The sequence below is a fragment of the Streptomyces sp. NPDC003016 genome, assembly GCF_053591455.1.
The window spans coordinates 191,422-203,115 of record NZ_JBSFTV010000011.1 but is presented as its reverse complement, the minus strand read 5'-3'; the positions used below and the strand labels follow the sequence as shown (position 1 = coordinate 203,115).

Sequence of the window (11,694 nt, the reverse complement as noted above, 5' to 3'; positions counted from 1 at the left end):
ACCGAAGCCCAACTCCTGGGGCAGGTACTCCCACTGGATGCCGGTGTGCAGGACGAAGCCCGCCGGCCGAATCCGGCGGGGGCTCCGGGTGCGCGGGGAACAGGCAGGCGGCGGCCTAGCGGCCGGTCTCCTTCTCGTACGCCTTGAGGACCTCGTCCGTGGGGCCGTCCATCAGCAGCTCGCCCTTCTCCAGCCACAGGACGCGGTCGCAGGTGTCCCTGATCGACTTGTTGCTGTGGCTGACCAGGAAGACCGTGCCGGCCTCCTTGCGCAGCTCACGGATGCGCTGCTCCGAGCGGATCTGGAACTTCCGGTCGCCGGTGGCGAGCGCCTCGTCGATCATGAGTACGTCGTGGTCCTTGGCGGCGGCGATGGAGAAGCGCAGACGGGCCGCCATGCCGGAGGAGTACGTGCGCATCGGCAGCGTGATGAAGTCGCCCTTCTCGTTGATGCCCGAGAAGTCGACGATCTGCTGGTAGCGCTCGCGGATCTCCTCGCGCGTCATGCCCATCGCCAGGCCGCCGAGGATGACGTTCCGCTCGCCGGTCAGGTCGTTCATCAGTGCGGCGTTCACGCCGAGGAGCGAGGGCTGGCCGTCCGTGTAGACCTTGCCCTGCTCGGTCGGCAGGAGGCCGGCGATGGCGCGGAGCAGGGTCGACTTGCCCGAGCCGTTCGTACCGATCAGGCCGATCGCCTCGCCCCGGTAGGACGTGAAGGAGACGCCCTTCACGGCGTGCACCTTGCGTACGCCGGGCGAGTCGCCCTTGCCGCGCTTCATGATGCGGCTCAGTGCGGCGGTGGCACTGCCGCGCCCGCCCGCGCCGGCGTTGACGCGGTACACGATGTGCACGTCGTCGGCGATGACGGTGGGGACGCGCCCCTGGTTCTTGTCCTCAGCCACGGCCGTACCGCTCCTCAGCCTTCCAGAAGTACACGAAGCCCACGCCGCCGATCAGGAGCGCCCAGCCGAGGGCGAACGCCCAGACGTGCGGGGGCAGGTTGTCGGAGACGTAGTCGTCGATCAGGGCGAAGCGGACGAGGTCCATGTAGACGGCGGCCGGGTTCCACTGGAGCACGTCCGTGACCCAGAGCGGCAGCTTCTTGTCCCTCAGCATCTCCGGGATGGAGAACATCACGCCGGACGCGTACATCCACGTACGCATCACGAAGGGCATCAGCTGGGCGAGGTCGGGAGTCCTGCTGCCGAGCCGGGCCATGATCAGCGCCAGGCCGATGTTGAAGACGAACTGGAGGACCAGCGCGGGGACGACCAGGAGCCAGGACAGCGCGGGGTAACTGCCGAAGGCCATCGCGATGATCACCAGCACGATCATCGAGAACATCAGCTGCTGGAGCTGCTGGAGCGCGAAGGAGATCGGCAGCGAGGCGCGCGGGAAGTGCAGCGCTCTCACCAGGCCCAGGTTGCCGGAGATCGACCGGACGCCGGCCATCACCGAGCTCTGGGTGAAGGTGAAGACGAACACGCCCGTGACCAGGAACGGTACGTAGACCTCCCGATCCATGCCCCGGTCGGCCTCCAGGATCAGGCCGAAGATGAGGAAGTACACGAGCGCGTTCAGCAGCGGAGTCGCCACCTGCCACAGCTGGCCGAGCTTGGCCTGGCTGTACTGGGCGGTCAGCTTCGCCTGCGAGAACGCGAGGATGAAGTGGCGCCGGCCCCACAGCTGCCGGACGTACTCGATCAGCCCCGGCCGGGCACCGCTCACCGACAGGCCGTACTTGGCGGCGAGCTCCGCCGGGGTAAGTCCGTCGTCGGGAGATGGCGGGGCGCTCGTCGCGACCGCACCGTCATGGGTTGTGTCACTCACAAGTTGAAACTTTCGTGTTCAAGATGCGCAGGCAGTAAGGCGCAGGATCGGGCTCAGGTCCCGCGTGCACCCGATGCTTTCAGACCCGAGCTTGTCAGATGACAGGAGGTCGGCCCAGCCGGGTCAGGCGCCAGACGGTACGCCATCTCATGGGACGGCGGGGACCGGCGGAGGTCGTCCACCCCTCCTTGAAGCCGCCGAACCACGCCTTGAGCGCGGGTACGGAGGGGCGCCGCGCCAGCGTGAGCAGCAGCCACACACCGAGGTAGACGGGTACCAGGGGGGCCGGCAGATTGCGGCGTGCCAGCCACACCCGGTTCCTGGCCACCATGCGGTGGTAGACGGCGTGCCGGGAAGGAGCGGTCGTCGGGTGGTGGAGGACCATGTCCGCGCGGTAGTCGATCATCCAGCCGGCGTCGAGCGCCCGCCAGGCCAGATCGGTCTCCTCGTGAGCGTAGAAGAACTCGTCGGGCAACCCGCCGACCTCGGCGAAGACCTTGGTGCGCACGGCGTTGGCACCGCCGAGGAAGGTCGTCACGCGCGAGGAGCGCATCGGATCGGCGGCGCGCAGCCGCGGGACGTGGCGGCGCGCGGTCTCGCCCGTCCCGGGGTCCGCGATCCGGAAGCTGATGATGCCGAGCTCCGGATCGGCGGCGAAGGCCCGGCGGCACAGCTCGGCCGTGTCGTGGTGGGCCAGCAGACCGTCGTCGTCGAGGAAGAGCAGGATGTCCATCTCGGCGCCGCCGGGGCCGAACGCCTCGATGCCGGCGTTGCGGCCCCCCGGGATGCCGAGGTTCTCGGGCAGCTCGACGGTCCGTACGCCCTCGGGGACGCCCGTGACCGGGGAGCCGTTGCCGACGACCACCACCTCGACCCGGTCGCCGTCCTGCTTGGCGACCGAGTCGAGGAGGGCGCGCAGCTCGTCCGGGCGGTTGCCCATCGTGATGATGACGGCGCCCACCTTCATGCCCGTGCCCGCTGCGGCGCCCGTCACTTCAGCCTGCTCGAAGCGAGGATGGACACGAGGTGCAGGAACGTCTGCACGATCGCGATCCCGGCCAGTACGGCGATTCCGAGGCGGCTGAAGAACAGGTCGCCCTGGATGTGGTCGACGACCGCCACGACCAGGATGAACAGGCTCGCCTCGATGCCGCCGACCAGGCGGTGGAACTTCAGCGCGGCGGCCGCCCGGCGCGCCAGTGCCAGACCGGAGGAGCGCGGCACGGATGCCTCGTCCTTCACCGCGGGCAGGCCGCTGCGCGTACGGGCCACGTCGACCAGGTCGGTCTCCGCCTTGATCAGGATCGCCCCGAGCGCGGCGAGCGTTCCGAGGAACGCCCACAGCCACTCGGGCCGCCCGGCGCCGAACAGGTCCGCGCCGCGCAGCCCGAAGCCCACCAGCAGGGCCGCCTCGCACAGGTAGTGCCCGACGCGGTCCAGGTAGACACCGGTGATCGAGGTCTGCCCCCGCCAGCGGGCGACCTCGCCGTCGACGCAGTCGAGCAGCAGATAGATCTGGAACAGGACCACCGCGAGGATCGCACCGGTCAGCCCGGGGATCAGCAGGGCCGCGCCGCCCAGGACGCCCACGACGACCATGAGGTATGTGAGCTGGTTGGGCGTGATCCTGGTGTTCACCAGGTACGGGTCGATGTGCAGCGAGATCTCCCGCATGTACATCCGCCCGGCCCAGTGCTCACCGCTGCGCCGGTCCTTCACCCCGTCGGGGTGAACGACCGGACGGAGTTCAGCTACTGATGGTCTTGACATAGTCGGCGTAAGCGTCCCTGATCTGGTCTGCGGACAGGTCGAGGTGCTCCAGGATCGTGAAGCGTCCCGGTCGGGTCTGTGGTGCGTACGTGACGGCCTCGACGAACTCGTCCACGCTGAAGCCGATCTCGCCGGGGAGCACCGGCAGGCCGTGCCTGCGCAGTACGTCGGCGAAGAGGCCGGCGTCCTCGGTCGCCCCGCGCAGGTGCATCGCGAAGGCGGCGCCGAGGCCGACCTGCTCGCCGTGGAGCGCGGAGCGCTTGGGGTAGAGCAGGTCGAAGGCGTGGCTGATCTCGTGGCAGGCACCGGACGAGGGCCGGGTGTCGCCGCTGATCGACATGGCGATGCCGGACAGGACGAGGGCCTCGGACAGGACCGTGAGGAACTCGTCGGTGCCGACGCCGCCGGGGTGGCGCAGTACGGACTCTCCCGCCGTGCGGGCCATGGCGGCGGCGAGGCCGTCGACCTGCTCGCCGTTGACCCGGTGGGACAGCTCCCAGTCCGCGATCGCCGAGATGTTGGAGATCACGTCACCGATGCCGGACCGGACGAAGCGCACCGGGGCGTCGCGGATCACATCGAGGTCGATGACCATGGCGATGGGAGTCGGGACACCGTAGGAGCCGCGGCCGTTGTCGTTGTCCAGGATGGACACCGGTGAGCAGATGCCGTCGTGCGAGAGGTTCGTCGCGACGGCGACCATCGGCAGGCCGACCCGCGCCGCCGCGTACTTCGCGACGTCGATGATCTTGCCACCGCCGAGACCGACCACGGCGTCGTACCGCTTGCCCTTGATGCCGTCGGCCAGCCGGACCGCCGAATCTATGGTTCCGTCGGCGACGGCGTACCAGTCGGCGCCCGGGAGGACCGGCGCGAGCTTGTCGCGCAGGGCCAGTCCCGAACCGCCACTGGTCGCTATGGCGAGCTTGCCCGAAGCGGAGATCCGCTGGTCGGCCAGGAGGCCGGCCAGATCGCCCATGGCGCCGCGGCTGATGTCGACGACGACCGGGGACGGGATGAGACGTGTCAGTACTGGCACGCGATCTCACGGCCCTTCGCGAGGTCGTCGTGGTTGTCGATCTCGACCCACGTCACTTCCCCGATGGGAGCCACGTCGACGGTGAAGCCGCGGTTGACGAGCTCCTGGTAGCCGTCCTCGTAGTAGAGGTCGGGGTCGCGCTCGAAGGTCGCCTTCAGCGCGTCGGCGAGCTCCTCGGCGGCCTCGGGCTCGATGAGCGTGACACCGATGTACTCGCCGGTGGCCGTCGACGGGTCCATCAGCTTGGTGATCCGCTGGACGCCCTTGCCGTCCTGCGTGATGACCTTCATCTCCTCGTCGGCGAGGTTCTTCACCGTGTCGAGGGCGAGGATTATCTTCTGACCCTTGCCGCGGGCGTCGAGCAGGGTCTTCTCGACGGAGACGGGGTGGACGGTGTCGCCGTTGGCGAGGATCACACCCTGCTTGAGGACCTCACGCGCGCACCACAGGGAGTAGGCGTTGTTCCACTCCTCGGCCTTGTCGTTGTCGACGAGCGTGATCTTGAGGCCGTACTTCGCCTCAAGAGCCTCCTTGCGCGCGTAGACGGCCTCCTTGCGGTAGCCGACGACGATCGCGACCTCGGTCAGGCCGATCTCGGCGAAGTTGCCGAGCGTCAGGTCCAGGATGGTGGTCTCGCCGTCCACGGGCACGAGGGCCTTGGGGAGGGTGTCTGTGTAGGGACGCAGACGCCGTCCGGCGCCGGCTGCCAGTACGAGGCCGATCATGCGGGTTCTCCTTCGTCATGTACTGCGGGTGCTCCGGAGGACACCCAGAAGCGGATGGACTCCACGAGCACCACGAGCGCCACGGCCACAGCGAAGGCCGTGAGCGCCAAGGTGAGGTCTGTGTGCTGCGTCGAGGCCGACAGGATGGTGGTGACTGCCGCCACCACCAGCGTCCGGCCTTCGTGCCCGCCGATCGTCCGCACCAGCCACTGGGGCGGCGCGCCTGTGCCGCCGCGGATGCGGTACACCGTGTCGTAGTGATGGTAGGCGACCGCTCCGACCAGCCCGAAGGCGGCGGGGAGGGCACCGCTCGCGTCGGAGCGGGCGGCGAGGATCAGGATCGTGCCGTACTCGGCCGCCCGGAAGAAGGGGGGCACGAGCCAGTCGAGGGAGCCCTTGAGGGGGCGGCCGACCGCGAGGCCCGAGGTAACGGCGTACAGCAGGGCCGCGGCCACGGGCCACGGACCGCCGTAGGGCGCGAAGGCGGCGGTGGCGAGGACGGCCGCGCCGCCGAGCAGGGCTGTCACCGGCGGTGCGAACCGCGGGAGGCGGCGTACGGCGTTCCCGGTCACCGCGGCCACGGCCCGGGCGAGCGGTCCGCTGTCGGCGAGGTCGGCAAGTGCCTGGGCCGCCCGGTCGGTGCGCCGCGCCGTGCGGGTCAGCGAGCGCAGGACGCGCCCCGCGGTGGTGTAGAGGGCGGCGAGCGCGCAGCCGACGAGCAGGGCGTAGAAGACGATCCGCGGGGTGGTGACGGCGGTCAGGACCGCGATCATCGCCCACCGCTCGCCGATCGGCAGGACGATCATCCGCCGCGCCCAGACCGTCCAGCCGACGCTGTCGAGCTTGTCGGAGAGGGCGGCGGTGGGGCTCGTGTTGGACTCGGCGTCGTGGTTCGCCTCGTTGAAGGAGAAGTCCACGACATGGCGGCAGGTCTGGAGGACCATCGCGCCGAGCGCCAGCGCCCATACGTCGTCCCCGCCCCGGGCGGCCCCGAGCGCGAGGCCCGCGTAGTACGCGTACTCCTTGGCCCGGTCGAAGGTGGCGTCCAGCCAGGCGCCCATCGTCGAGTACTGCAGCGAGTAGCGGGCCAGTTGCCCGTCGGCGCAGTCCAGGACGAAGGAGAAGAGCAGCAGCGCGCCGGCCGCGACGTAACCGCCGCGGGTGCCGGTCGCCGCGCAGCCGGCCGCGATCAGCGCGGTGATCAGCGAGGCGGTGGTGACCTGGTTGGGGGTGAGGCCGCGGCGGGCGCACCAGCGCGCGAGGTAGCGCGAGTACGGGCTGATGAAGAAAGTGGTGAAGAAACCGTCGCGGGACTTCACGGCCGTACGCAGCCGCACGGCCTCCTCGTCGACGGAGGCGACGGCGGAGCGGGCCCGCGCGCGCTCGGCCTCGTCCGTGGCGACGACGGCGACCAGCGAGCCGAGCTCGGGCCGCTGCACGGCGGTGCCGCCCGCGTCGAGCACGGCGGCGACGGCGTCGGGGCCGGCCGGCGCGGTGCGCACCGCGTCGGCGAGCACGGCGCGGGCCTCGGGCTGCGCGGTGAGCGCGCCGGGGGCCGCCGCGACCGGGAAGCGCGGGTCCGTCAGCGCGAGCCGCAGGGAGTGGACATGACCGACGAAGCGCGGGTCCACGAGCGCGACCCGCTCACCGGCGGGCGTCGCGTCGAGGATCCGGGCGGTCTCGGCGGGGTCGGCGGCACCGGCGGACCGTACGTCGAATCCCAGCGACCGCAGATCGCCCTCGAGCGACGATCCGGGTACCGGCGGGCCGGTGAGGATGGCGATCGACAGACGAACTCACTCCTTGGAGCTGACATGGCGGGCTGGGCCGGCCCGGCGGGCCTCGCGTGACATGCGTCATCCCGGCCCGGCACGGGCAGGCAGGCATGTCGGCAGAGGTTATCGGATGTACGGAAGCAGGAGTTCACGGCCCGTTCACGCCCCGATAAGACCGGCCCGGAAAGCGGGCAACCCGCCGCGATCATCTTGGTCGATCAATGCCCTGCCCCACAAACCGCCCCCCCGCCGAGGACCGGACACCGCCTAGGGTGGCGACATGACGTGGCTGATCACAGGTGGGACGGGGTACATCGGCGCACATGTGGCGCGGACCATGGCGGAGGCGGGTGAGCGGGTGGTGGTGCTGGACGACGTCTCGTCCGGCATCCCCCGCCGGCTGCCCCCGGAGATCGCGCTCGTACGCGGCTCCGTTCTCGACCGGGAGCTGCTCGACCGCACGCTCGCCGGCCACGACGTCACCGGTGTGGTGCATCTCGCGGCGAAGAAGCAGGTCGGGGAGTCGGTCGAGCAGCCGCTGCTCTACTACCGGGAGAACGTGCACGGGCTGACGGTGCTCCTCGAGGCCGTCGTCGCGGCGGGGGTCCGGCGGTTCCTCTTCTCCTCCTCGGCCGCCGTGTACGGGGTGCCCGAAGCGGAGCTCATCTCCGAGGACGCCCCCTGCGCGCCGATCAATCCGTACGGCGAGACCAAGCTGGCCGGCGAGTGGCTCGTGCGGGCGGCGGGCCGGGCGCACGGCGTCTCGACCGCGTGCCTGCGCTACTTCAATGTGGCGGGTGCGGCGGAGCCGGAGCTGGCCGACACCGGAGTGTTCAACATCATCCCGATGTTCTTCGACCGGATCACGCGCGGCGAGGCCCCGCGGATCTTCGGAGACGACTATCCGACGCCCGACGGCACCTGCGTCCGTGACTACATTCACGTCGCCGATCTCGCCGACGCCCATCTGTCGGTCGCTCGGGCGCTGGCCGCCCGGGACGAGGTGACGGACCTGACCTTCAACATCGGCCGCGGCGAGGGGGTCTCCGTGCGTGAGCTCGCCGACCTGGTGGCCGAGGTCACCGGCCGCACGATCGCCCCGGTGGTCGAACCGCGCCGCCCGGGTGACGCCGCGAAGGCCGTCGCCTCGTCCGAGCTGATCACCAAGGAGCTGGGCTGGGCCGCCGGGCGAGGGGTGCGCGAGATGGTCGTCTCGGCCTGGGAGGGCTGGTTGCTCCAGCACCCGGAGGCTGCCCGGAAGTGATCTTGCCAACGCTCTGACCTGCGGTCATTTCCGCAGGTCAGAGCAGATGACAACGGTGTTCAGTCCCGTGTTGCGGATACCCCCCGCCCGTAGTTCACTGTCACCTCGGCCAGATCATTCGCACCACCGGGGAGGCATCCTTCATGGGGGCTGGGCACGATCACGGGCACACGCACGGCGGGCCGCCGCCCACCGGCACGGCCGCCGCCGCGTACAAGGGGCGGCTGCGTATCGCGCTCGGCATCACCCTGACCGTCATGACGGTCGAGATCGTCGGCGGGCTGCTCGCCAATTCGCTGGCGCTGATCGCGGACGCGGCCCACATGGCGACGGACGCCCTCGGGCTCGCCATGGCGCTCCTGGCGATCCACTTCGCCAACCGCCCGGCCACGGCGAAAGCCACCTACGGCTACGCCAGGGCCGAGATCCTGGCCGCGCTCGCCAACTGTCTGCTGCTGCTCGGCGTCGGCGGGTTCCTGCTCTTCGAGGCCGTCGACCGTTTCATCACCCCGGCCGAGACCCGGAGCGGTACGGCGATCGTCTTCGCCCTCGTCGGCCTCGTCGCCAACATGATCTCGCTGTCCCTGCTGATGAAGGGGCAGAAGGACAGCGTCAACGTGCGGGGCGCCTTCCTGGAGGTCCTCGCGGACACCCTGGGCTCGGTCGCCGTGCTGATCTCGGCGGGCATCATCATGGCGACCGGCTGGCAGGCCGCCGACCCCATCGCGTCCCTGGTCATCGGCCTGATGATCGTGCCGCGCACCTGGAAGCTGCTGCGGGAGACGCTGAGCGTGCTGCTGGAGACCGCCCCCAAGGGCGTGGACATGGCGGAGGTGCGGGAGCACATACTCGGCCTGCCCGGCGTCGACGACGTACACGATCTGCATGCCTGGACGATCACCTCGGGCATGCCGGTGCTGTCCGCGCACGTCGTGATCAGCCAGGACTTCCTCGACTCGGTCGGGCACGAGAAGATGCTGCACGCCCTCCAGGACTGCCTCGGTGACCACTTCGACGTCGAGCACTGCACGTTCCAGCTGGAGCCCGGCGGTCACGCGGAGCACGAAGCGAAGCTCTGCCACTGATCTGCCGGAGCTGTTAAGGTCTTCGACGAGACATTCGCGTCTCGGGGACACGATGAGGGGAGATGAGGTTGATGACCGTCACGGTCGATGCTGCTGCGAGCAGTGTCCGGTTCATCCTCGACTCCCGGGCTCTCGGCTGACCCCTTCTTCGCGTTCTTCGCGTTCTTCGCACGCGTCGGCCGGAGCCCTCACACCCAAGGGTTCTCACGTTGACCGACAACGCCATGTTCGAAGCTTTCATGTCCCTGCACCGCGGGCTCCCCCGCCAGGGCCCCGGCTCCGACGCCACCACCCGCCACCTGTTCTCCCTCGCCGGACCACTGCCGCGCCGTCCGCGCGTGCTCGACCTGGGCTGCGGTCCCGGCCGGGCCTCGCTGCTGCTGGCGGCGGAGCACGACGCCGAGGTGACGGCCGTCGATCTGTACGGGCCGTTCCTCGCCGAGCTGCGGAACGCCGCCGAAGCGCGCGGGCTCGGCGACTCGATCCGTACCGTCGAGGCCGACATGGGCCGGCTCTCCTTCCCCGACGGGTCGTTCGACCTCGTCTGGGCGGAGAGCTCCGCCTACAGCATCGGCTTCGACACCGCGCTGCGTGACTGGCGGCGCCTGATCGCACCCGGCGGCGCCCTCGTGGTCACCGAGTGCGAGTGGAGGGTGCGGGAGCCCTCGGCCGGGGCACGTGCGTTCTGGGACCGGCACTACGCGCTGCGCGGGCGGCCGGAGAACACGGCCGCGGCCGTCGCGGCCGGCTACGACGTCCTCGGGGTGTACGGCCAGCCCGAGAGCGACTGGGACGAGTACTACCTCCCGCTCGGCGCGCGCGCCGACGCGGCGGATCCCGCCACGCCCGGCATGGACCGGGCTCTCGCCGCGACCCGCGAGGAGATCGCCGTGCGCGTGGAGCACGGCACGGCGTACGGCTACACCGGCTACGTACTGCGGCCGGCCGCCGGCCTGAGCTGACGCCTCGTCCGCTCCCGTCGTCCCCGGCGGCGGGAGCGGACATGCGGCCGGTCCCGCGAAGTACGGACAAGCCGCTTTTGTACGGCAGACTTGTGGGCCGGGAACCGAAGCGAAGGATGGTCATGCCGAGCACACCAGTCACCGCGGCGAACAGTTCGTCGAACGGCACAGCGGAAGAGATCCTGCTCGAGCTGGTCGACGAGGACGGCAACACCATCGGCACCGCGGAGAAGCTCTCCGCGCACCAGGCTCCCGGCCGGCTGCACCGCGCCTTCTCGGTGTTCCTCTTCGACGAGACCGGGCGGCTGCTGCTCCAGCGCCGCGCGCCCGGCAAGTACCACTCCCCCGGCGTCTGGTCCAACACCTGCTGCGGGCACCCCTACCCCGGGGAGTCGCCGTTCGCCGCGGCCGCCCGGCGTACGCACGAGGAGCTGGGGATCTCCCCGTCGCTGCTCGCCGAGGCCGGCACCGTCCGCTACAACCACCCGGACCCGGACTCGGGCCTGGTGGAGCAGGAGTACAACCACCTCTTCGTCGGGATGGTGCAGTCTGCGCTGCGGCCCGACCCGGAGGAGGTCGGCGAGACGTCCTTCGTCACGCCGGGCGAGCTGGCCGAGCAGCACGCGAAAGCGCCGTTCTCGGCGTGGTTCATGACCGTGCTGGACGCGGCGCGTCCGGCGGTCAGAGAGCTGACGGGCCCGGCCGCGGGCTGGTGACGGGCGGTCCTGCCAGGGGCAGGGCGACCCGGACGGCCTTTCCGCCGCTCGCGGTGTGCTCGACGTCGCACACTCCGCCGGCCTCCGCGGTGATCTCCCGCACCAGCAGCAGGCCGCGCCCGCCGGTCTGCGCGTAGTTCCGCTCCAGGGCCTTGGGCCGGTAGGGGTGGTTGTCCTCCACGGAGACCCTGATCCACTCCCGGTCGATCGCCACTTCGACGGCCAGCTCGGGAGAGAGCAGCGCCGCGTGCCGTACGACGTTGGTGACCAGCTCGGAGACGATGAGCAGGACTCCCTGCGCCAAGTCGTCGTGGACCGGTACGCCCTGCCGTTTGAGCAGATCACGGACGGCGTGCCGGGCCTGCGGTACGGAGGCGTCCGAGGCTGGGGCGGTGAAGCGCCAGACTCCTTCGTACTCTGCCGGGGCGTCCTCTCTCGTCACCACGCTCCGAGTGTTGAGAACGCGTGGGTCCGAGCCCGCCCACTGAACAGAAGTGAGCCGTAATCGGCGCCTTCTGACCGCTTCTCC

The 11,694-nt window shown here is 70.3% G+C and carries 12 protein-coding genes and 1 pseudogene; 5 read left to right on the top strand and 8 right to left on the bottom strand.

Going from position 1 to position 11,694, the window contains the following annotated elements; translation table 11 throughout:
- Positions 1–115 precede the first annotated feature (115 nt).
- The 7 genes from ACWDZ4_RS12490 to ACWDZ4_RS12460 all read right to left on the bottom strand — a co-directional run bounded on the left by ACWDZ4_RS12490 (position 116) and on the right by ACWDZ4_RS12460 (position 7,087).
- Complete coding sequence (locus tag ACWDZ4_RS12490; protein WP_093797784.1) at positions 116–901, bottom strand: ABC transporter ATP-binding protein; 786 nt, start codon at positions 899–901, stop codon at positions 116–118.
- A complete protein-coding gene (locus tag ACWDZ4_RS12485; protein ID WP_451508356.1) occupies positions 894–1,829 on the bottom strand; it encodes an ABC transporter permease in 936 nt (311 codons plus the stop codon). Before ACWDZ4_RS12485 ends, ACWDZ4_RS12490 begins: the two co-directional genes overlap by 8 nt.
- A 94-nt stretch (positions 1,830–1,923) precedes the next feature.
- Entirely contained in the window at positions 1,924–2,796 is an 873-nt protein-coding gene (locus ACWDZ4_RS12480) for a glycosyltransferase family 2 protein (protein WP_451508365.1), read from the bottom strand.
- A gap of 23 nt (positions 2,797–2,819) precedes the next feature.
- A complete protein-coding gene (locus ACWDZ4_RS12475) occupies positions 2,820–3,599 on the bottom strand; it encodes a CDP-alcohol phosphatidyltransferase family protein (RefSeq protein ID WP_451508355.1) in 780 nt (259 codons plus the stop codon).
- A complete protein-coding gene (locus ACWDZ4_RS12470; RefSeq protein ID WP_451508354.1) occupies positions 3,577–4,638 on the bottom strand; it encodes an iron-containing alcohol dehydrogenase family protein in 1,062 nt (353 codons plus the stop codon). The genes ACWDZ4_RS12475 and ACWDZ4_RS12470 overlap by 23 nt, the downstream gene beginning before the upstream one ends.
- On the bottom strand, positions 4,626–5,363 hold the full coding sequence (locus ACWDZ4_RS12465) for a phosphocholine cytidylyltransferase family protein (protein WP_344499322.1): 738 nt from the start codon (positions 5,361–5,363) through the stop codon (positions 4,626–4,628). The genes ACWDZ4_RS12470 and ACWDZ4_RS12465 overlap by 13 nt, the downstream gene beginning before the upstream one ends.
- A complete protein-coding gene (locus ACWDZ4_RS12460; protein WP_451508364.1) occupies positions 5,360–7,087 on the bottom strand; it encodes a DUF5941 domain-containing protein in 1,728 nt (575 codons plus the stop codon). Before ACWDZ4_RS12460 ends, ACWDZ4_RS12465 begins: the two co-directional genes overlap by 4 nt.
- Between ACWDZ4_RS12460 and ACWDZ4_RS12455 the strand changes: the two genes are divergently transcribed.
- The 5 genes and pseudogenes from ACWDZ4_RS12455 to idi all read left to right on the top strand — a co-directional run bounded on the left by ACWDZ4_RS12455 (position 6,971) and on the right by idi (position 11,165).
- On the top strand, positions 6,971–7,213 hold the full coding sequence (locus tag ACWDZ4_RS12455) for a hypothetical protein (protein WP_451508353.1): 243 nt from the start codon (positions 6,971–6,973) through the stop codon (positions 7,211–7,213). The two genes, ACWDZ4_RS12460 and ACWDZ4_RS12455, sit on opposite strands and share 117 nt — an antisense overlap.
- Before the next feature lie 205 nt (positions 7,214–7,418).
- Complete coding sequence (gene galE / locus ACWDZ4_RS12450) at positions 7,419–8,402, top strand: UDP-glucose 4-epimerase GalE (protein WP_451508352.1); 984 nt, start codon at positions 7,419–7,421, stop codon at positions 8,400–8,402.
- Between the two features lie 143 nt (positions 8,403–8,545).
- Positions 8,546–9,487 carry a cation diffusion facilitator family transporter gene (locus tag ACWDZ4_RS12445; protein ID WP_451508351.1) on the top strand — a complete coding sequence of 314 codons (942 nt, stop codon included), beginning with the start codon at positions 8,546–8,548 and terminating at the stop codon, positions 9,485–9,487.
- 224 nt (positions 9,488–9,711) lie between these two features.
- Positions 9,712–10,434 (top strand): annotated as a pseudogene (locus ACWDZ4_RS12440) (class I SAM-dependent methyltransferase); the annotation flags it as partial.
- Positions 10,435–10,571: 137 nt separating this feature from the next.
- The gene (gene idi / locus ACWDZ4_RS12435) at positions 10,572–11,165 is read left to right on the top strand and encodes an isopentenyl-diphosphate Delta-isomerase (RefSeq protein ID WP_451508350.1); all 594 of its coding nucleotides are present in this window, start codon (positions 10,572–10,574) and stop codon (positions 11,163–11,165) included.
- On the opposite strand, the gene ACWDZ4_RS12430 is transcribed toward idi, so the two are convergent.
- Positions 11,131–11,610, bottom strand: a complete 480-nt coding sequence (locus ACWDZ4_RS12430) for an ATP-binding protein (protein ID WP_451508349.1) — start codon at positions 11,608–11,610, stop codon at positions 11,131–11,133. The genes idi and ACWDZ4_RS12430 overlap by 35 nt on opposite strands.
- Positions 11,611–11,694: the final 84 nt, after the last annotated feature.

Bases quoted from the DNA above. Each gene is read 5' to 3' on its own strand.
- ACWDZ4_RS12455 (WP_451508353.1), top strand. From the start codon at position 6,971: ATGACCGACGAAGCGCGGGTCCACGAGCGCGACCCGCTCACCGGCGGG.
- idi (WP_451508350.1), top strand. From the start codon at position 10,572: ATGCCGAGCACACCAGTCACCGCGGCGAACAGTTCGTCGAACGGCACA.
- ACWDZ4_RS12465 (WP_344499322.1), bottom strand. From the start codon at position 5,363: ATGATCGGCCTCGTACTGGCAGCCGGCGCCGGACGGCGTCTGCGTCCC.
- ACWDZ4_RS12445 (WP_451508351.1), top strand. From the start codon at position 8,546: ATGGGGGCTGGGCACGATCACGGGCACACGCACGGCGGGCCGCCGCCC.
- ACWDZ4_RS12480 (WP_451508365.1), bottom strand. From the start codon at position 2,796: ATGAAGGTGGGCGCCGTCATCATCACGATGGGCAACCGCCCGGACGAG.
- galE (WP_451508352.1), top strand. From the start codon at position 7,419: ATGACGTGGCTGATCACAGGTGGGACGGGGTACATCGGCGCACATGTG.
- ACWDZ4_RS12475 (WP_451508355.1), bottom strand. From the start codon at position 3,599: ATGTCAAGACCATCAGTAGCTGAACTCCGTCCGGTCGTTCACCCCGAC.